At 42.8% G+C, this 18,285-nt stretch carries 18 protein-coding genes; 15 read left to right on the top strand and 3 right to left on the bottom strand.

The annotated features are described in order from the left end of the window. The first annotated feature begins 4 nt into the window (after positions 1 to 4). From ACXAHI_RS10310 to ACXAHI_RS10290, 5 genes are all read left to right on the top strand, one after another. Entirely contained in the window at positions 5 to 829 is an 825-nt protein-coding gene (locus tag ACXAHI_RS10310; protein ID WP_474847475.1) for a carbohydrate ABC transporter permease, read from the top strand. Then, complete coding sequence (locus tag ACXAHI_RS10305; RefSeq protein WP_474847473.1) at positions 816 to 1,775, top strand: N-acetylglucosamine kinase; 960 nt, start codon at positions 816 to 818, stop codon at positions 1,773 to 1,775. The genes ACXAHI_RS10310 and ACXAHI_RS10305 overlap by 14 nt, the downstream gene beginning before the upstream one ends. A gap of 29 nt (positions 1,776 to 1,804) precedes the next feature. Beyond that, complete coding sequence (gene murQ / locus ACXAHI_RS10300; RefSeq protein ID WP_474847471.1) at positions 1,805 to 2,716, top strand: N-acetylmuramic acid 6-phosphate etherase; 912 nt, start codon at positions 1,805 to 1,807, stop codon at positions 2,714 to 2,716. Between the two features lie 268 nt (positions 2,717 to 2,984). Continuing rightward, positions 2,985 to 4,121 (top strand): RIO1 family regulatory kinase/ATPase domain-containing protein, encoded by a 1,137-nt coding sequence (locus ACXAHI_RS10295; protein WP_474847469.1) that lies wholly within the window; start codon positions 2,985 to 2,987, stop codon positions 4,119 to 4,121. A 36-nt stretch (positions 4,122 to 4,157) separates the two neighbouring features. Continuing rightward, positions 4,158 to 5,921, top strand: coding sequence for an ABC transporter ATP-binding protein (locus tag ACXAHI_RS10290; RefSeq protein WP_474847467.1), 1,764 nt, complete (start codon positions 4,158 to 4,160; stop codon positions 5,919 to 5,921). Between the two features lie 47 nt (positions 5,922 to 5,968). Here ACXAHI_RS10290 and ACXAHI_RS10285 read toward each other — a convergent pair whose 3' ends face one another. Further along, on the bottom strand, positions 5,969 to 6,115 hold the full coding sequence (locus ACXAHI_RS10285) for a BH0509 family protein (protein WP_270180185.1): 147 nt from the start codon (positions 6,113 to 6,115) through the stop codon (positions 5,969 to 5,971). Between the two features lie 312 nt (positions 6,116 to 6,427). Between ACXAHI_RS10285 and ACXAHI_RS10280 the strand changes: the two genes are divergently transcribed. Further along, complete coding sequence (locus tag ACXAHI_RS10280; RefSeq protein ID WP_474847465.1) at positions 6,428 to 6,853, top strand: HIT family protein; 426 nt, start codon at positions 6,428 to 6,430, stop codon at positions 6,851 to 6,853. Positions 6,854 to 6,908: 55 nt separating this feature from the next. Here ACXAHI_RS10280 and ACXAHI_RS10275 read toward each other — a convergent pair whose 3' ends face one another. Both ACXAHI_RS10275 and ACXAHI_RS10270 read right to left on the bottom strand, forming a co-directional pair. Then, complete coding sequence (locus tag ACXAHI_RS10275) at positions 6,909 to 7,394, bottom strand: hypothetical protein (protein WP_270180183.1); 486 nt, start codon at positions 7,392 to 7,394, stop codon at positions 6,909 to 6,911. Between the two features lie 195 nt (positions 7,395 to 7,589). Continuing rightward, positions 7,590 to 8,729, bottom strand: a complete 1,140-nt coding sequence (locus ACXAHI_RS10270) for an amidohydrolase (RefSeq protein ID WP_474847463.1) — start codon at positions 8,727 to 8,729, stop codon at positions 7,590 to 7,592. 202 nt (positions 8,730 to 8,931) lie between these two features. Between ACXAHI_RS10270 and ACXAHI_RS10265 the strand changes: the two genes are divergently transcribed. From ACXAHI_RS10265 to ACXAHI_RS10225, 9 genes are all read left to right on the top strand, one after another. Then, positions 8,932 to 9,390, top strand: coding sequence for an Lrp/AsnC family transcriptional regulator (locus ACXAHI_RS10265; protein ID WP_474847461.1), 459 nt, complete (start codon positions 8,932 to 8,934; stop codon positions 9,388 to 9,390). 72 nt (positions 9,391 to 9,462) lie between these two features. Beyond that, on the top strand, positions 9,463 to 10,311 hold the full coding sequence (locus ACXAHI_RS10260) for a M55 family metallopeptidase (RefSeq protein WP_474847459.1): 849 nt from the start codon (positions 9,463 to 9,465) through the stop codon (positions 10,309 to 10,311). A gap of 22 nt (positions 10,312 to 10,333) precedes the next feature. Then, entirely contained in the window at positions 10,334 to 11,260 is a 927-nt protein-coding gene (locus tag ACXAHI_RS10255; RefSeq protein ID WP_474847457.1) for an ABC transporter permease, read from the top strand. Between the two features lies 1 nt (position 11,261). After that, on the top strand, positions 11,262 to 12,206 hold the full coding sequence (locus tag ACXAHI_RS10250) for an ABC transporter permease (protein WP_270180178.1): 945 nt from the start codon (positions 11,262 to 11,264) through the stop codon (positions 12,204 to 12,206). Between the two features lie 13 nt (positions 12,207 to 12,219). Continuing rightward, complete coding sequence (locus ACXAHI_RS10245; protein ID WP_474847455.1) at positions 12,220 to 13,245, top strand: ABC transporter ATP-binding protein; 1,026 nt, start codon at positions 12,220 to 12,222, stop codon at positions 13,243 to 13,245. Next, positions 13,242 to 14,234: an ABC transporter ATP-binding protein gene (locus tag ACXAHI_RS10240; RefSeq protein WP_474847453.1), complete on the top strand. Its 993-nt coding sequence runs from the start codon at positions 13,242 to 13,244 to the stop codon at positions 14,232 to 14,234. Before ACXAHI_RS10245 ends, ACXAHI_RS10240 begins: the two co-directional genes overlap by 4 nt. Then, positions 14,215 to 15,813: a peptide ABC transporter substrate-binding protein gene (locus ACXAHI_RS10235; protein WP_474847451.1), complete on the top strand. Its 1,599-nt coding sequence runs from the start codon at positions 14,215 to 14,217 to the stop codon at positions 15,811 to 15,813. Before ACXAHI_RS10240 ends, ACXAHI_RS10235 begins: the two co-directional genes overlap by 20 nt. Before the next feature lie 57 nt (positions 15,814 to 15,870). Continuing rightward, positions 15,871 to 16,239: a DUF3899 domain-containing protein gene (locus ACXAHI_RS10230; protein WP_474847449.1), complete on the top strand. Its 369-nt coding sequence runs from the start codon at positions 15,871 to 15,873 to the stop codon at positions 16,237 to 16,239. A gap of 22 nt (positions 16,240 to 16,261) precedes the next feature. After that, positions 16,262 to 18,256 carry a S9 family peptidase gene (locus tag ACXAHI_RS10225; protein WP_474847447.1) on the top strand — a complete coding sequence of 665 codons (1,995 nt, stop codon included), beginning with the start codon at positions 16,262 to 16,264 and terminating at the stop codon, positions 18,254 to 18,256. Positions 18,257 to 18,285 lie beyond the last annotated feature (29 nt).

Raw genomic sequence — 18,285 nt, 5'->3', positions numbered from 1 at the left:
TATGATGAATCATACAATCTGGACCAAGCCGTTATACTATGTTTTTGCTTTTTTAGTCGCATCGATCAGCATCTATCCGATTCTATTGATGATCCTCTCTTCTTTTAAGTCGAGTTCTGAGATCTTCACAAATCCGCTCTCGTTACCTGAGACGTTCACGCTCGATACGTATAAAAGTTTACTAGACCAAGTTCCTTTCATGACATACTTCATGAACAGTGTTCTCGTTAGTGTTGTTTCCGTGACGCTCATACTCGTGACATCGTCTCTTGCAGCATTTTATATCGCCCGTTTTACGTTTGTATGGAACAACATGATCTTCTTTTTCTTCCTTATGGGAATGATGCTTCCGATCAAGCTTGGAATCGTCCCATTGTTTATCTTGATGAAAGATTTGCAGCTATTAAACTCACTATGGTCATTGATCTTCATGTATGTTGCAACGGGGATTCCGCTATCCGTTCTTATATTGACAGGTTTCTTCCGAACAATGCCTCGCGAGCTCGAAGAAGCTGCGAGAATTGATGGCGCTGGAAACCTTCGCATTCTATGGAACGTCGTCTTACCTCTTATGAGACCAGCACTAGGAACGGTGATGATCATTCAATTTATCCAATCATGGAACGACTTCTTCTTTCCGTTGATCTTTATTACGGATGATTTAAAACGAACGATTCCAGTCGGTATGCTTTCTCTTTTCGGAGAGTATTCTGCAGATTGGGGGGCGCTATTCGCCGGTCTTACCCTTGCTTCATTGCCGATGATCGTCCTCTTCTTCATTGCTTCAAAACAATTTATGGAGGGACTCACCCAAGGTGCGATCAAATAAAACGTATGTTATCGGAATCGATGGTGGCGGAACGAAAACGGAAGCCTTGCTATGCAATGAAGACGGAACGATCGTAGCGAAAAATCGTTCAGGATCAACGAATATCAAATCTCGCTCTGAAGAAGAAGTTCGTAAGGAAATACAGCAGGTGATCGAACCGCTAACTCGTAACCTTGTAAAGAGTGATGTAGACGTGATCTATGTTTCAGCAGCTGGAGGAGACAGAGCAGAAGATCAGAAGCGCTGGAAGAAGTGGCTTCTTGAAAGTTTACCAGAATTCAACGGAACGATAATGGTGACAAACGATGCCTACGGGGCACTTGCTAGCGCAACATATTCTATGGAAGGAACTGTCCTCATCGCAGGGACAGGATCGATTGCATACTCGATCACTCGTGGTCAGCCCCCTGTACGTGCTGGAGGCTGGGGATACTTATTCGGAGATGATGGAAGTGGGTATGCGATCGGACGACAAGCGCTGAAAGTAGTTTCCGAGATGCATGATCGATTACGAGAAAAAGATGAAGTGTTTATAGAAAGCATCCTAACTTTTTTAGCGTTGAACAATGTTCCAGATATGATTACTAGCATTTATGAGGATGATTATCCACGCTTGAAAATCGCCTCACTCGCAAAATGTGTTATCAGGCTTGGTGCTGATGGGAATCAGAACGCATTAAGCATTCTTAGGGAGGCATGTGAAAGTTTAACGAAGCTGGTAGCTGTGCATGACGACGGTTCAATCGTGCTCAGTGGCGGCCTTTTTCAATCAGATTTATTCAGGGAAATGTTCAAAACAGCGGTTCGAGGTGCTGGTTTGACACAGCGTTTGGTCGTCCCAGACCTATCCTCTGCAGCAGGTGCCTGTATTTGTGCTTTCCTAACAAAAGGGGCACTGACTGAACAAATGAAAAAAAATCTAACGTCGTCCTATCATTCGATGTGAGGACAGCTATACCTGATGGAGGTACAGATATGACGGATGTGAACAACTTGAATACGGAAATGCGAAATACAAAATCAGAACAACTTCATCAATTTTCAACTTTAGAGATCATTGAATTGATGAATGAAGAAGATCACAGTGTACCTTCAGTGGTGAAGAAGGCTTTGCCCCAGATCGAGAAGATCATCGATCGGGCTGTCGAGGTGATGGAGAACGGTGGCAGACTGTTTTATTTTGGAGCCGGAACAAGCGGGCGTCTTGGGGTCCTTGATGCTTCTGAATGCCCGCCCACCTTTGGTGTCTCGCATGACCTTGTCAACGGTATCATCGCAGGCGGTGATCGTGCACTTCGTATCCCGATCGAAGGTGCCGAAGATAGTGCTGAGACAGGAGCGGCAGATGTATACAAACATGTGACGAAAAAGGATATGGTGATCGGAATCGCGTCGAGTGGAAGAACGCCATATGTTTTAGGAGCTGTTCAAGCTGCGACGAAACTCGGGATACCGACAGCGGGTATCGCATGTAATACAGGTTCCCTTTTATCACAAAACGTGATCTACTCGATCGAAGTCCCAGTTGGTCCTGAAGTGGTCACAGGTTCCACGCGCTTGAAGGCAGGAACAGCCCAAAAGATGGTTTTAAATATGATCACCACAGCATCGATGATCAAGCTTGGAAAAGTGTATCGAAACCTGATGATCAATGTGCAAGCTTCAAACGAGAAGCTTCGTAAACGAGCAGTGTCGATCATTCAAGAGATTACAGGGGTTGATGAGGAAGAAGCATGTAGAGCGAGTGAAAAGGCAGGTGGCGACGTGAGGGTTGCGATCGTGATGCTGCTGTTAAATACAAGTGCTGAAGAAGCAATTCTCCTTTTGAAGAATAAGGGTGGTAATTTTGTAGAATTGATGAGAGGTGTTGAGGAGAAGTTTAAATAAGATTGAAAGACTTCCTATATGATGGAAGTCTTTTTTTGTAGGATAGTTAGATACGACTAACGATTGGATGTTGACTTGTTCTTTATATAGAACTAAACTAAAAGTAACAAACTATTTTGCTTTCGTAAGTAGTTGCTCTAGTTTATTTTTGGTTATTAATCCATAGTCGAAATTTATTCGGTCATTTGTTCTTTATTAAGAATAGCCGAGCTGTATTCGTTAATTAGGAGGGAGGGGTCCTTCCAAAAAAATAAGAGAGGGAAGCCTATTGACTAAACAAACGTATACTTATCTACATGTCCATGGCTCACTGTACATCAATACAAACCTTCGGGCCTTCTCAGTAATGGGCTACTTATTGTTTGGAGCAAAGTCGTTTTACTTCCTGGATCGCGTGAATCGCTCGTACTTTATAGATTCTCTTGTGCCTATAGTAAGGTTTGCTCGTGTTGTTCAGTTAACGTATTCGTTTTATAGAAAGAAGCGTGCTATACCTAGAACTTCTCCTCTCATCTGCACTGATATCGATGGTCATTGTTTAATCGTTTTAAGGCAGGGAGAGTATAAGGTTATTAATCTCAAGGATAAAAAAGTAATCACCATGTTCCCGGACAAATTGGAAGTGGCTGACGTTGAAAAGCGTGTTAATAATTTAATACAAGCGCAAGCATGCGAATTGGCTCCAAAAATCCTCAGCTGGGATCTCGATCAACGATATGTCATCGAGTACTATATCAACTACCGAGTTCCTTCTTATCAAAAGATTAGACAAAAAGAGTTCTGCTCTGAAGTCTATCCTGTTCTCTTCAAAATTGTGTCGAGTAAAACTCCTAAGACAATACCACTAAATGAATACTTCTATCACCTCATCGACGATGTTCATGAGTTGAGTAAAGCATTTTCTTCTTGTAATGAGAAACAAGCAGAAAGAATTGCGAGCTTTGTAACGCGTTTAGTAGCACAAGCTGAAAGACTTTCAAATAAAGAGATCTCACTCGTTTATTCTCATGGAGATTTGAGTGATTTCAATATTTTAAGAAACAAGAATAAGACAAAAATTATTGATTGGAGTACGTTTGGGAGAAGAAGTTGTTACTTTGATCTTTATTTCTTTTTATTCGTCCGTATTTTGAGGTCAGAAGAGATCAACCGTGAGAGGTTATCTAGTGAAATAGAAGAGGCGATAGAGAATTATCAACTGTATTTGAAAACCAGAGTGGATGGAATCGGAATCGCACCTGATCATACTACCAATCGATATATATTTTACATGGAATTTTTCAAATTAAGATTAGAAGAGTATGTGTATTCGAATCATGAACCGATCGCGATTGAGGAATGGCTAGATATTTTTGAGAAGTATGAGAGGTCGATTGTTAGTGAACCACAGCTTATAGGAGTGTGAGAGTGAAAGAAAATTTATAATTAAAAGGTGAATAACATGATAACGATGATAAAGAAAACTCTATCAATCTTTGGTAAGACGGAGCAGAAAAAGCTACTGATCTTGTTCGTTATGATGATCGCAGCTGCCTTATTCGAAACAGTTGGAATCGGTCTTATCGTTCCTTTTGTTGGTATTATCACGAATCCAGATACAGTAAACGATATTGCACTGTTGCGTCACGTATATGATACGTTAGGTTTTACTTCGCTTAACGCGTTTATAGTATTTAGCGTTCTAATTTTTTTAACTATCTTTATTCTAAAGAATGCTTATTTACTTCTATTCCACTACTTGCAGTATAGGTTGATTTTTAATCAAGAGATGAAACTTTCTAGAAGGCTATTCGCAACCTATTTATCGAAGCCTTATACCTTCCATCTGCAGAATAACTCAGCTGATTTACTCAGGAATATTACGATTGAAGTCCCGAAAATATTTCAAAAGTTTCTTGTTTCAGCTTTTTCTTTAGCGACAGAGATTTTGGTCTCCATATGTATTTTAATATTATTATTCGTTGTCTCACCTATTCCTACGATCACGGCTTGTGTCCTATTAGGTTCTAGTGTGTTTGTATTTTTTAAATACCTAAAGGTGAAAACGTCATATTTAGGAATAGAACAACAACAAGTTAATGGAACGATGATCAAATGGGTAAAGCAAGGACTTGGCGCTGGTAAAGAGTTGAAAGTTACTGGTAAGGAAGGTTTTTTTGTAAACGCGTATGGTGAGCAGGGAAAGAAATTAGCCGTTAATAATCGAACGATTAAACTGCTTGAATATATGCCAAGGCCTTTGATGGAGACGATTTTAATCACAATTGTATTGATCACGATGATTCTGATCGTCTTTCAAAACTTGGAGACGACACAAGTCGTTTCTACGATGGCACTATTTTGTATGGCCGCTTTCAGGTTACTGCCATCTATAAATCGTATCATCACGATGATCACCCTCATTCGCTATCATTATCCTGCTCTTGCGATCGTTTCTGAAGACCTTAAAAACGATAACACGGAACTGTTCTTAGAAGAGCCGTCTCTTTTTCACACGGCAGCTGATGAAAAGGTGTATACAAAAGAAATTACATTAAGGAACGTTTGCTTTCGATATCCTAACGAAAAGTATTTGACTGTTAGAAACGTATCCTTAACGATTCCCATCGGACATGCCGTCGCCTTTATCGGCGAGTCTGGAGCCGGTAAAACAACGATCGTCGACCTTATATTAGGTTTGCTCACCCCTGAAACTGGTGAAATTTTAATAGATGGCAAATCTGTTCTTGAAGAAAAAGAGATCTTTCAACAGAAGGTCGGCTATATCCCTCAATCTATCTTTCTGTCGGACGACAGTATTCGAAATAACGTAGCGTTTGGTATAAATGTAGAGTACATTCAAGATGAAGCCGTTTGGAGAGCTTTGGAGCAGGCACAGCTAAAAGAATTTGTATTATCTCTGCCTGATAAGCTAAATACAAGGGTGGGAGAGCGGGGCGTAAAGTTATCTGGCGGTCAAAGACAGCGAATCGGAATAGCGCGGGCTTTGTATCATGATCCTGAAATCCTGTTCATGGATGAAGCGACCTCTGGACTCGATAGTGGAACTGAAAAAGAGATCATGAGAGCGATCGATTTGCTTAAGGGACAAAAGACGTTGATTATCATTGCCCATAGACTAAGTACAATTGAAAATTGTGACATTGTTTTTGAGATGCATGGTGGAGAATTAATTTCTTCAACGTTGGATCAAGTACGTGCCTGACCAAGCAAAAATTAAAGCGCCCTGCATTCGTGCGGGGCGCTTTGTCTTTACATCAATTCCATCGGTGATTCATCGAAATAGAGCCAGTGGAAGTATTCGATTTCTGCATCGGACATTTTCAGAACGTCGTCCCTATTCATTGTCGTTTTCGTCGTCAAACGTTCAATAAATTGGTTTCTTGCTTTCTGGCTCATTGTAAATCCTCCTTGTATGGTTAAGCGTCTGTAACCGCTTTCAATTTGTTACTCTCATTATATATCTCAAAATGAGATCATTACAATACCGTTTTGAGATATATCGTATATAACCGATGTGTAATTGTGATTAAAGTGAGGGACCGTTCAGGGAATTCACCCCAAAACAAGATCGTATGTTCGTATTTTTAGTAAAAAAGTCTTGGTGGTGGAAGGTCACGTGCTAACATTCAAAAAAACATGCCTACCTCAAAGACGAATGATAAAATAAGTTTATAAAAATTTCCAAAACAAACTAGAGGAAGTGGTCGATTGAATTGCTTAGGATGTCGTTTAGCCAACAAACGTGAACCCGTTCACGTTGTGTATGAAAATGAATATTTAACTTGTTTTCTAGATCATGAACCTTTCAATGAAGGTCACGTTATGATCTTGCCAAAATCCCACTTTCACGATGTCGAGGAGTTTGATGATCAAACGGCAACCGAAGTGATGAAGGCATCGATTCTTTTGTCAAAAGCGATAAAGAAAGTGTATGCTCCCGACGGAATAACAATTTGTCAAAACGGTGGACTATTTAACGAGTTGACGCATTATCATATGCATCTCGTGCCGAGGTATGAAGGTCAGGCATTCTCAACCTTCTACATAGAAGACGGAGAAGTTTTTATTGAGGATGATACAAAGCAAACTGAAACAGAAAGAAAGTTGAGAAGGGCGATAGCTCAACTAATCTAAATTTAGGCGATAGGGGGAGTTAGTAGCAACTTCCCCCTTAGCTATCCCATTTATCTTATTCCTTTTCATACTCTGGGAATTGACCGTATCGAAAGAGTTCATACACGATTCTTCCATTGCTCGGCTGCCCATCTGGATAATAAATTGGCAATAGATCGAACAGTACAAAGTAAAAGGCGTAATAAATGAATTGTTTACCGAATTCCTTCATGTCGAGCCATCCAAAAGAAAGCGCAAAATTTACAATTAGCGCAACGGCGATGTTCGCAACGATTGGAGAAGCATAAACAAGGATTTGTGCCCAGTTTTCTTTATATCGTAAATTATCGTAGCTGCACCAGCTATACATAAAGTAATATTTGCGAAATTCAAATATGCCTATGTTGAAGATTCTTGGCCCGCATCCGATTACGACCTTCGAGTTTTTAGCGCCTAGAAAGTAGCTAGTTAATAAGTAGCCACCTTCTCTAATGATTGAAACCATAGGTAAAATAATAAAAGCAGATAGTAATAATTTCAGAAAATCACTAATTCCAAACATAACGTCGTTCCTTTTCTTGATATTTTGGGGATTAAAAAAAGCCAAAAAGAACCAGGGATCTCCTAGTCCTCTTTGGCTTATGTCTAGCTCTAATTGTCCAGCTCATTTCCACCAATTATGCGACTTTTCAGCAATACTCTTGTTAGGTATATACCCGTCTTTTTACGCTCTAAACGTTATGATGAGAATTTTTTTCTATGCTTGACTGTATACGATTTCCCCATTTACATAAGTTGCTTCAACTTCATTCCTCGTATCGAAAGGATCACCGCTCCATATAATAAAATCTGCATCTTTTCCTTCTTCTAATGATCCAACCCTATCTGCTACACCTAAATGCTTGGCAGCCTGTAAGGTGATGGACTTCCATGCATCTGAAGGATCCATCCCATGCTTGACTGCGAGTACAGCGCTTTGAAGCAAGTTTTCGATTCCAACGACAGGGTGATCTGTCGTTATTGACACTGGTACCCCTGCATCTGCAAGGATTCCAGCAGTGTGCCAGCCTTTATCGGCAAGCTCAATTTTACTCCTTGTTGAAAGGGTAGGACCTACTGCAACCGGAGCATTCGATGCTGCTACGAACTCACTGATCTTGTGTCCTTCAGTGCAATGTTCGATCGAGATGTCCAAGTCGAATTCTTTCGCAAGGCGGAGGAACGTTACGATGTCATCTGCTCGATGTGCATGCGCACGAATCGGGATTTCTTTTCTTAACACTTTTGCTAAGTTTTCTAAACCAAGGTCGATTTTTGTGTTTTCTTCATTTCGCTCCATATAATCCTTTGCTTTAAGCAACTCCTGTCGAAACATAGAAGCGATCGCCATTCTTGTGATAGGAGCGTTTCCCTTATGTCCATGGATTCGTTTCGGGTTTTCACCGAATGCTGCTTTCATTCCGGAAGGTTCCCGAATGATCATGTGATCGACGATCGTACCTGCTGTTTTCAACGTAACCATCTCACCACCGATTACATTCGCACTTCCCGGAAGCACTTGCACCGTTGTGATACCAGCCCGTCTTGCATCTTCAAAGCCTTTATCAGCAGGGTTTATCCCGTCTAACGCTCGCACTTCTGGTGTAAGTGGACTGCTCGTTTCATTAAAATCGTGTCCTTCTGCGCCAATGCCTTCCTCATGAACACCGAGGTGAGTGTGCACATCGATTAAACCTGGTGAGATTACTTTTCCTTTCGCATCCACCACTTCAATGTTGCTAGAATCAGTGACGAACTCCCCAATTTGTCGAATGATTTTTCCTTCGATGAGCAAGTTCGCATCTTCAAGTACCTCGCCATTACCAACTACGATTGTTGCATGTTTAAATAACTTCATTTGCTCGTACTCCTTTTGTTAAAAATTATATTTTTTACCAAAAATCTCTTGAAATTAATTATTAGAATATTTATACTGTTCTTTAAATTACTAATTCACATACTAAAACATAAAAACAGTATTGTAAATAGTCGTATTATATTATAATTAGGTCTAATTACATAAGTAATTATAACCACTACGACTGAAAGGCGGAATTTTTGTGAGTAGAATTGGTAACGAACTAATCGATGATCTCGATCGAAGTATTATTAAATTTTTATCAAAAAATGGCAGGATGTCATTTACTGAAATCGCAAACCAGTTGAATGTAACCGAAAAAACGGTTCGAACAAGGTACAACAATATGGTGGAAAACGACATTCTTGAAGTTGTTGGAGTGATTAATCCAATCACTCTAGGCATAAAAATGGGAGCCATCATTCAGTTAAAGGTCGTTCCTCAACACATCGATGAGGTGATTGAGGAGCTTCGAACCATTCGAGTTGTTCGCTTCATTACGACCATTTCTGGGGAATACCCTTTGCTTGCACAAATCAACGTACGGGATTATGAGGAAATTAATGAAACGGTAAAGGAAGTTCATGCAATTCCGAATGTAACAGCTACAAACGTGATGGTGCAGATGGATGTGTTTAAGAATACGTTTGAGTTCATATAAAAAAGGGCTAATGCTCTTTTTTTATAAAGAATTATGTCTGAAAATTTAAATAACTAATAGGAGATGATCGCATTGAAAATTTTTATTTCTGCAGATATGGAAGGGATTTCTGGTGTTGCTACTAACGTTCAGCTGAAAAAGGAGAGCGAATACCAGCGTTTCCGTAAGCTGATGACGTTAGATGTGAACGCGGCGATCGAAGGGGCGTTCAATGGAGGAGCAACAGAAGTTGTCGTCGCAGATGGCCATGGGAATATGTCGAACATCATCGTTGAAGACCTAGATGAACGAGCAAGGTTGGTTTCAGGTAACAACCGTGTCATGTGCCAATTGCAAGGACTGGATGAATCGTTCGATGGCGTCATGTTCGTCGGTCACCACGGGCGCGAAGCGGGAGCAAACGAGACTGTCATCAGCCATACACTCGCAGGGATTTGTGTTGGAGAGATGAAAATCAACGACAAAGTGGTAGGAGAGACCGAACTAAATTCTGGTGTCGCAGGAGCTTTTGGTGTACCTCCGATCTTCATCTCAGGAGATGATGCATATGTAGCAGAAGTAAAAGAAACCTTCCCTGACATTGAAGCTGCAATTGTGAAAACTGGAATCGATCGATTTGCAGCAGAGTTGATTCCTCCTGTTCGGGCAAGGCGCTTGATTCGCGAACGAGCTGAGATTGCAGTCCGTGAAGCGAAGAGCAAAAAACCTTACGTCGTAGAGGGGCCGATCACATTTGAGATCGAGTTCAAAGGGCCACAGCAAGCACTGATGACAACGACTATCCCAACGGTTGAGAAGATAGGACCAAAGACGGTTCGCTTTACTTGCGATGATTACGTAACAGCGTACAAGCAGATGTGGGGGCTTGTGATCATTGCGATGACAGCAACAAACGGGGTGTTAGGTTCAGTGAATACATAACCATTTGAAGGAGGGAGCATCATTGTACATTTTTAAACGGATTCTCACGATGATTTTAACCATTTGGGTAATCACCACTCTTACCTTCATCATCATGCACTCGATACCAGGGGATCCGTTCGCTTCAGATGCGGACGTGCTCCCTGAGGAAGTTCTAGATAACATGCGGGCAAAGTTCAATCTGGACGAGCCATTGCCTGTTCAGTACGTTTTATATTTAAAAAATCTCGTTCAGTTTGACCTCGGACCTTCGATTCAATCCGAGACGCGAGATGTGAACACGCTGATCTCAGATGGTTTTCCAGCATCCGCTATTCTTGGACTTCAATCATTGGTGATCGCGCTGGTTTTTGGACTCCTTCTCGGTATCATTGCGGCTTTAAACCATAATGGCATGCTTGATTATGCTGCGATGGCATTTGCGATATTAGGAATTTCAATTCCAAGCTTCATCCTAGCTCCGCTGCTGATCAATTATTTTGCGGTGAAGTGGGGCATGTTTCCAGTCGCATCCTGGGGGACGTGGCAACACACAATTCTGCCTTCGGTCGCTTTAGCAACGGCGCCACTTGCAATCGTCGCCCGGTTTATGAGGTCGAGTATGTTAGACGTTATGAATCAGAACTATATCAAGACCGCTGATGCGAAAGGACTTGCGATCACAGGGATCGTCATCAAGCACGGTGTACGTAACGCGCTTATTCCTGTTATCTCATTCATCGGACCGCTTGCGGCGTTTCTATTAACTGGAACGTTTGTCATTGAAAAGATTTTTGCGATTCCAGGCATCGGAAAGTATTTTGTCGATAGTATCTTCAACCGCGATTTCCCGGTCATTCTTGGGACGACTATTTTCTTCAGTACGATTTTGATCGTAACGTTGTTCCTTGTAGATATTTCATATCGAATTGTGGATCCAAGAATCAAACTTACAAGCAGGGGGGAGTAACATGGCTGAGCCAAAAAAAGATGACGTGCTATTTCGCCCTGTAGATCGAAGCAGGTTTCAGCAGGAGAAGATTGTTCGGCCAAGCATGAGTCAGTGGAAAGAAACGACGGTGAAAATCCTTCGGAATAAGCTTGCAATTCTTGGGCTTGGGCTTCTTGTAATCATTACAATCCTTGCGATCATCGGACCTCACCTTGTCCCGTTTAACTATTCTGATCAGAACTTATCAGGAAAAAACTTGCCTCCAGGACCAGAGCACTGGTTTGGGACGGATTCGCTAGGTCGTGATATGTGGGCACGAACATGGTATGGAGCAAGAATCTCTTTAACCATTGGACTTGCGGCAGCTGTAATCGACTTGATCCTTGGGTTAATCGTCGGTGGAATTTCTGGCTATATGGCTGGTAGAGGAAAATTTGGCGACAAGGTCGATGGCTTTTTGATGAGAATTGTTGAGATTTTATACGGCATTCCATACCTTCTTGTCGTAATCTTATTACTCGTTGTGATGAAACCTGGTCTTTGGACGATCATCATTGCTCTTTCGATTACTGGATGGGTAGGAATGGCACGGATCGTGAGGGGGCAGATTCTACAGCTGAAAGAGCAGGAGTACGTTGCTGCCGCTGAAAAACTTGGAACCCCTCATAGAAAAATCATCATGAGGCACCTGTTTCCAAACATGATTGGAATCATCATTGTAAATTTAACTTTTACGATCCCTCAAGCGATTTTCGCAGAGTCATTCCTTAGCTTTATCGGACTTGGTGTACAGGCTCCGATCGCGAGCTGGGGAACGATGGCGAACGACGCGCTTGGCGTCATCCTTACAGGTCAATGGTGGAGACTTTTCTTCCCGGGCTTCATGATTTCATTAACGATGTTTGCGTTTAATGTGTTCGGTGATGGATTACAAGACGCGCTCGATCCTCAGTCAAAGGAATAAGGAGGCGAAGTAGATGAGTCGATTACTCGATGTAAATGATTTACGCGTATCGTTTAAAACGTACGGTGGAGAAGTCAAAGCTGTACGAGGCGTTGACTTTCATATCGAACAGGGTGAAGTACTCGCCATTGTTGGAGAAAGCGGCTGTGGAAAAAGTGTAACGGCTCAGTCGATCATGGGTCTCCTTCCAAAGAAGGTCAGCAGAATTAAAAGCGGTAGCGTAACGTTTAATGGGAAAGAACTATTAGGGTTATCCAAAAAAGAGATGCAGAAGTTGAAAGGCTCTGAGATCGGTTTGATTTCACAGGATCCGATGACGTCTCTTAACCCCACGATGAGAATTGGTTCTCAGATTGCAGAAACGATCAAAAAACATACCGATTATTCTCGTTCTAAGATTCATGACAGAACGATCGAGCTTCTCGATTTAGTAGGCATCCCTAACCCTGAGAAACGCTACCGTCAGTACCCACACGAATTGAGTGGAGGAATGAGACAACGGGTGTTGATCGCGATGGCGCTCTCTTGTGAGCCAAAGCTGTTAATTGCTGATGAGCCGACAACAGCGCTCGATGTGACGATTCAAGCGCAAATTCTCGATTTATTAAAAGATATCCAAGCACGGCTCGGTACGTCGATCATGATCATCACGCACGATCTAGGGGTGGTTGCAGAAGTAGCTCAACGTGTAGCTGTGATGTATGCGGGGGTGATCGTTGAAAGTGGGGATGTGGAAGAAATTTTTGAATCTCCAAAACACCCTTACACGTGGGGGTTGTTGAAGTCGGTACCTCGCTACGAGAAAGGCAAGCAAGAAAAAGAGCGGCTCGTTCCGATCGAAGGGTCACCGCCAGATCTTTTTGCTCCACCAGTAGGCTGTCCTTTCGCTGCAAGGTGTGACTATGCGATGGAAATCTGTATCGATCAGATGCCGGACCCGATCAAAACCTCAGAAACACACCAAGCACGGTGCTGGTTGAATGACACGAGGGCACCAAACGCTAATGACTTTGTTGCTGCGGGAGGGAACGATGTATGAGTGATGCACTAGTCGAAGTTCAGCAGGTGAAAAAGTATTTTAACGTAGGAAAAAATCAATCGTTAAAAGCTGTGGACGATATTTCTTTTTTTATCAAAAAAGGCGAAACGTTCGGATTAGTAGGTGAAAGCGGCAGTGGAAAATCGACGCTCGGTCGGACGATTGTGGGTCTTCACCAAGCGACTGATGGTCGTATCGTCTACAACGGTCGTGATACGAATCATGTTAAAGGAAAAGAAGCCCGTGATCTTAACCGTACGATGCAAATGATCTTTCAAGATCCGGAAGCTTCTCTTAATCCACGGATGCGGGTGATGGACATTATTGCAGAAGGGATCGATGCTCATGATCTCTTGAAAGGCAAGAAACGAAAAGAACGTGTTTTTCAACTTTTAGAAAAAGTTGGATTGAGCGCTGAGCATGCAAAGCGCTACCCTCATGAATTTAGTGGGGGACAAAGGCAGCGTATCGGGATTGCGAGAGCATTAGCGGTAGAGCCTGACTTCATCGTAGCAGATGAGCCGATATCTGCACTCGATGTGTCGATTCAAGCGCAAATTGTAAACTTGATGGAAGATTTAAAAGAAGAAGAAGGGCTGACTTACTTATTCATCGCTCACGATCTAGGGATGGTGAAGCATATCAGTGATCGAATCGGAGTGATGTATCTTGGCAACTTGATGGAGCTTACAGATAGTGATTCATTATTCGACGAGCCGCTTCATCCTTATACGCAAGCCCTACTTTCTGCCATACCTGTTCCGAATCCAAAAGAAGCGAGTGAACGAGAGCGGATCATGCTTGAAGGTGATTTACCAAGTCCGATCTCTCCTCCGTCTGGCTGCCGATTTAGAACGAGGTGTCCACATGCGATGGATGTATGTCGTGAGGTCGTGCCAGAGTGGAGAGAGGCGAAAGAAAACCATTGGGTAGCATGTCATCTTTACACAAATGAAGGAGGAGAAACGAATGAAAAAACTGATCTATAGTCTAATCATGGTGTTAACCGTCGTTCCATTTCTTGCAGCTTGCGGTGGGGAAGACGCCTCTGGAGATGGTGAAGGCAAGCAAGAAATAACAGTGAATGCGATGAGCGAGCCGCCTTCCATGGATCCTGCTCTTGCAACAGATACGACATCAGGGTGGGTACTCGATCATTTATTCGAAGGCTTGTACCGTAAAAATAAAAGCGGTGAAATCGAGCCTGCACTCGCTGAAAAAAAAGAAGTGTCTGATGATGATCGCACGTACACGTTTACACTAAGAGATGCTGAGTGGTCTAATGGAGACCCGATCACTGCAGGTGATTTTGAATTTGCATGGAAGCGCGTGTTGAACCCTGAAACGGGTAGCTCGTTCGCTTTTTACATGTACTACATCAAAGGCGCTGAAGCTTATAACAAAGGAGAAGGTTCTGTTGAGGATGTTGGTATTACGGCAGTAGATGACAAGACGTTAGAAGTAGAACTCAACGCTCCTACTGGATTTATCGAGAGACTACTTTCTTTCTGGACGTTTTATCCTGTGAATCAATCGGTTGTTGAAGGAAACGATAACTGGTCCGCTGAGGCAGACTCGATCGTTAGTAACGGTGCATATCACATGACGAGCTGGAAGCATGACAACGAGCTTTCGATTGAGAAGAGCGATTCCTATTGGGATAAAGAAAGCATCAATATGGAGAAGATCACGTGGAAAATGGTTAACGATGCAACAACGTATTATCAAATGTATAAATCGGGTGAACTGGATATGATCCATACACTGCCGATCGACGTGATTTCTTCTGAAAAAGAAAGCGAAGACTTCAAGATCACACCATATTTCGGCACATACATGTATATGTTCAATGTCGACAAGGAGCCTTTTACAAATGAAAAAGTAAGAAAAGCCTTCGCGATGGCGATCGACCGCAAATCCATTACGGAAGATATCTCACAAGCGGGTGAAACACCAGCATACGGTTTTGTTCCTGAAGGTGTTGATACGCCAAACGGTGATTTCAGAGAACAAGGTGGGGCCTATTTTGAAGAAGATTATGATAAAGCGAAGCAATTGATCGAAGAAGCAAAGCAGGAAGAGGGCTGGAGCGAACTTCCGGCAGTCGAACTGATGTACAACACTTCTGATAACCATAAGAAAATCGCAGAAGGTGTTCAAGAGATGCTGAAGCAGAACCTTGGCATTGAAGTAACACTTAACAACCAGGAATGGAAGACGTACCTTGATACTACGAAGCAAGGTAACTTCCAGATGGCACGAATGGGGTGGATCGGAGTCTATGTTGATCCGACACCTATTCTAGAATACTACCTGGGTGATAGCCCTAACAATCGTACGAACTGGGTGAACGAAGAATACGATTCGCTCATCGCAGAGTCTAAGATGGTGCAGGATGAGGAAAAGCGAATGGAACTCTTGCATAAAGCAGAGGATGTGTTGATGGAAGATATGCCGTTTATGCCTGTCTATCATTATTCTCAAAACTACTTAACTTCACAAGAGTATGACGGAATCGTCTATCCGGTCAACAGGTACCCTGACCTACGCTATGCTGAAAAGAAATAATGTAATGGAGGAAGATCTGCTGAGCAGATCTTCCTTTACCTTGAAAGGATGAGCGAGATGCGAAGGTATGGACTAGCTTTGCTAGGCTCTTTTATTGTGGCGATCATATTTTGGTTAATTCAAGGCGACGCTATTCAATTTGTTAATCGTTCATTTTATTGGGGGATTATTGCGCTAACGGCTGGAACGATTTTAGTGGTGTTAAAAAGTGGCTTCCTAACCTTATTGTTCGAAGGTTTTTCTAAGATCCACCGAATGATTGTGCCTCGGTCACGTTCTATGGAACGTGTCGATGAGCAGGTGAAGAGGGACCCGAGTTTTACAGATTGGAAGGAACGAGTGCTCGTAAGTGGAATTCTTATATGTTACGGAGCAGGCACTGGACTTACAGGAATGTCAGTAGCAGGCGTATTTCTATTTATTTGAAACAATGAGGAGAGGTGTTTAGATGAAAACAAAGATAGAGAAAGAGGAACTTCAAGCAACATCACTATATGACCTGGTATTTGTAGGAGACCCGCAGCTTTCTCCTGACGGGAAAAAAGTGATCTATGTGAAGAAAAAAATTACTGAGGATCGAGAGTATGCTTCTCATCTCGTCATGATCGATCGTGAGAGTGGTGAAGAAGTGGCCTGGACATCGCCCGGGTCTCGCCATCTTGATTCTTCTCCAAGATGGTCTCCTGATGGAAAGGAAATCGCGTTTGTTTCAAACCGTTCGAGAGAAAACCAAATATGGATCATATCTGCTTTCGGAGGTGAGGCCGAACAAGTAACCTCTCTAAAAAATGGAGCAAGTCGCCCGGTGTGGAAACCTGACGGGACTGAACTTCTCGTGTTGAGTGAGAGCACTCCTAAAGGTGGAGATGAGAAGGAAGAAAAAAGAAAGAAAGCACTCGTCGTCGAAGAGCTGCATTACAAAGCAGATGGAAAAGGTTTTCTTAATGGGAAACATACACAGGTCGTCGTAATCGATCGAAAGACTGGGGATGAAAACTGGGTGACGGATGCTGACCTGAATCACTCGGACGCTAGCTGGTCTCCTGATGGTAAACAGATCGCATACGTAAGAAGTAGACGGGAAGAGAAAGGTTCATATGTCCAATCGGATCTATTTATTCAGAATCTTGGAGAAGGATGTGAAGCTGAGCGGCTTAATTCTGAAGGAAGTAGTTTCATAGCTCCGCGGTGGTCTCCAGATGGTTCATCACTATCTTACATTGGACATAACTTTGAGTATGAGAGTGCGACTCTGAATAGAGTTTGGACGGTTGAAATTGAATCGAAAACATTGACGTGCCTTACAGAAACAATCGACCTCGAGTGTTCAGATGTTCTCATTTCAGATCTCCACTGGGGAATTGAGCCGTCTGGAGCGGTGTGGAACGAAGACGGCAAGGCACTCTATTTCCTTGCGAGTGAACATGGAAACACAGGAATTTATTCCATTTGTCTAGATGGCACCCTTCGACAAATAGCGGGGGGTGACAGGCACCACTACGCACTTCACGTAGCGGGTGGTGAAGCTGCAGTAGCGATCAGTGATCCGGTGAATGTTGGTGATATCTATACGCTATCGTTAGAAGGAGAAAGCTCGATAGAAAGAATCACTTCCTGTAATGAAGAGGTGTTGAGTGAGAATTCGCTTTCTACTCCACAACCGTACACGTATGAAAGCAGAGATGGACTGAACATACAGGGGTGGATCATGAAACCGACTTCCTTTGAGGAAGGGAAACAGTATCCGACAGTATTAGAAATTCACGGCGGTCCCCACATGATGTATGGGAATTCATTCATGCACGAATTTCAGCTTCTTGCATCAAGAGGATATGCAGTAGTCTATACGAATCCTCGCGGTAGTCAAGGATATGGTCAGGAGTTCGTGAATGGATGCCGTGGCGACTATGGTGGCGGCGACTATGACGATGTCATGGCAGGTATAGAAGCAGCTGTCGCGCAAACGAGCTTCATAGATTCTGAGAATTTGTTCGTTACCGGCGGCAGCTATGGCGGGTTCATGACGAACTGGATCGTTGGAAAAACAAATCTATTTAAGGCGGCTGTAACGCAGCGATCGATCTCCAACTGGTTAAGCTTCTACGGAGTAAGCGACATAGGTTATTTCTTCACTAAGTGGGAAGTGGGAGCTGACCTCGATGAAGATCCAACGAAGCTATGGGATCATTCACCGTTGAAATATGTTGATAAAATCAAAACACCGCTTCTTATTCTACACAGCGAACAGGACTACCGATGCCCGATCGAGCAAGGTGAGCAGTTGTTCGTTGCGTTGAAGCACCGTGAGAAAAAGACGAAGTTTGTGAGATTCCCAGAATCAGATCACAACCTTTCAAGAAACGGACATCCTGAGCTAAGGGTAGAGCGTTTGAACCATCTGGTCGGCTGGTTTGATGAACACCTCGAAAGCGAGAAAAATTAATCGACAAAATGTGAGGGGTGCCAGGCACC

The sequence above is a fragment of the Anaerobacillus sp. ABD4_527 genome (genome assembly GCF_056160805.1).
This window is presented reverse-complemented; position numbering and strand designations above follow the sequence as displayed.

Coding starts and splice junctions, on each gene's coding strand:
- ACXAHI_RS10310 (WP_474847475.1), top strand. CDS start 5: ATGAATCATACAATCTGGACCAAGCCGTTATACTATGTTTTTGCTTTT.
- murQ (WP_474847471.1), top strand. CDS start 1,805: ATGACGGATGTGAACAACTTGAATACGGAAATGCGAAATACAAAATCA.
- ACXAHI_RS10290 (WP_474847467.1), top strand. CDS start 4,158: ATGATAACGATGATAAAGAAAACTCTATCAATCTTTGGTAAGACGGAG.
- ACXAHI_RS10285 (WP_270180185.1), bottom strand. CDS start 6,115: ATGAGCCAGAAAGCAAGAAACCAATTTATTGAACGTTTGACGACGAAA.
- ACXAHI_RS10275 (WP_270180183.1), bottom strand. CDS start 7,394: ATGTTTGGAATTAGTGATTTTCTGAAATTATTACTATCTGCTTTTATT.
- ACXAHI_RS10270 (WP_474847463.1), bottom strand. CDS start 8,729: ATGAAGTTATTTAAACATGCAACAATCGTAGTTGGTAATGGCGAGGTA.
- ACXAHI_RS10250 (WP_270180178.1), top strand. CDS start 11,262: ATGGCTGAGCCAAAAAAAGATGACGTGCTATTTCGCCCTGTAGATCGA.
- ACXAHI_RS10245 (WP_474847455.1), top strand. CDS start 12,220: ATGAGTCGATTACTCGATGTAAATGATTTACGCGTATCGTTTAAAACG.
- ACXAHI_RS10240 (WP_474847453.1), top strand. CDS start 13,242: ATGAGTGATGCACTAGTCGAAGTTCAGCAGGTGAAAAAGTATTTTAAC.
- ACXAHI_RS10235 (WP_474847451.1), top strand. CDS start 14,215: ATGAAAAAACTGATCTATAGTCTAATCATGGTGTTAACCGTCGTTCCA.
- ACXAHI_RS10230 (WP_474847449.1), top strand. CDS start 15,871: ATGCGAAGGTATGGACTAGCTTTGCTAGGCTCTTTTATTGTGGCGATC.
- ACXAHI_RS10225 (WP_474847447.1), top strand. CDS start 16,262: ATGAAAACAAAGATAGAGAAAGAGGAACTTCAAGCAACATCACTATAT.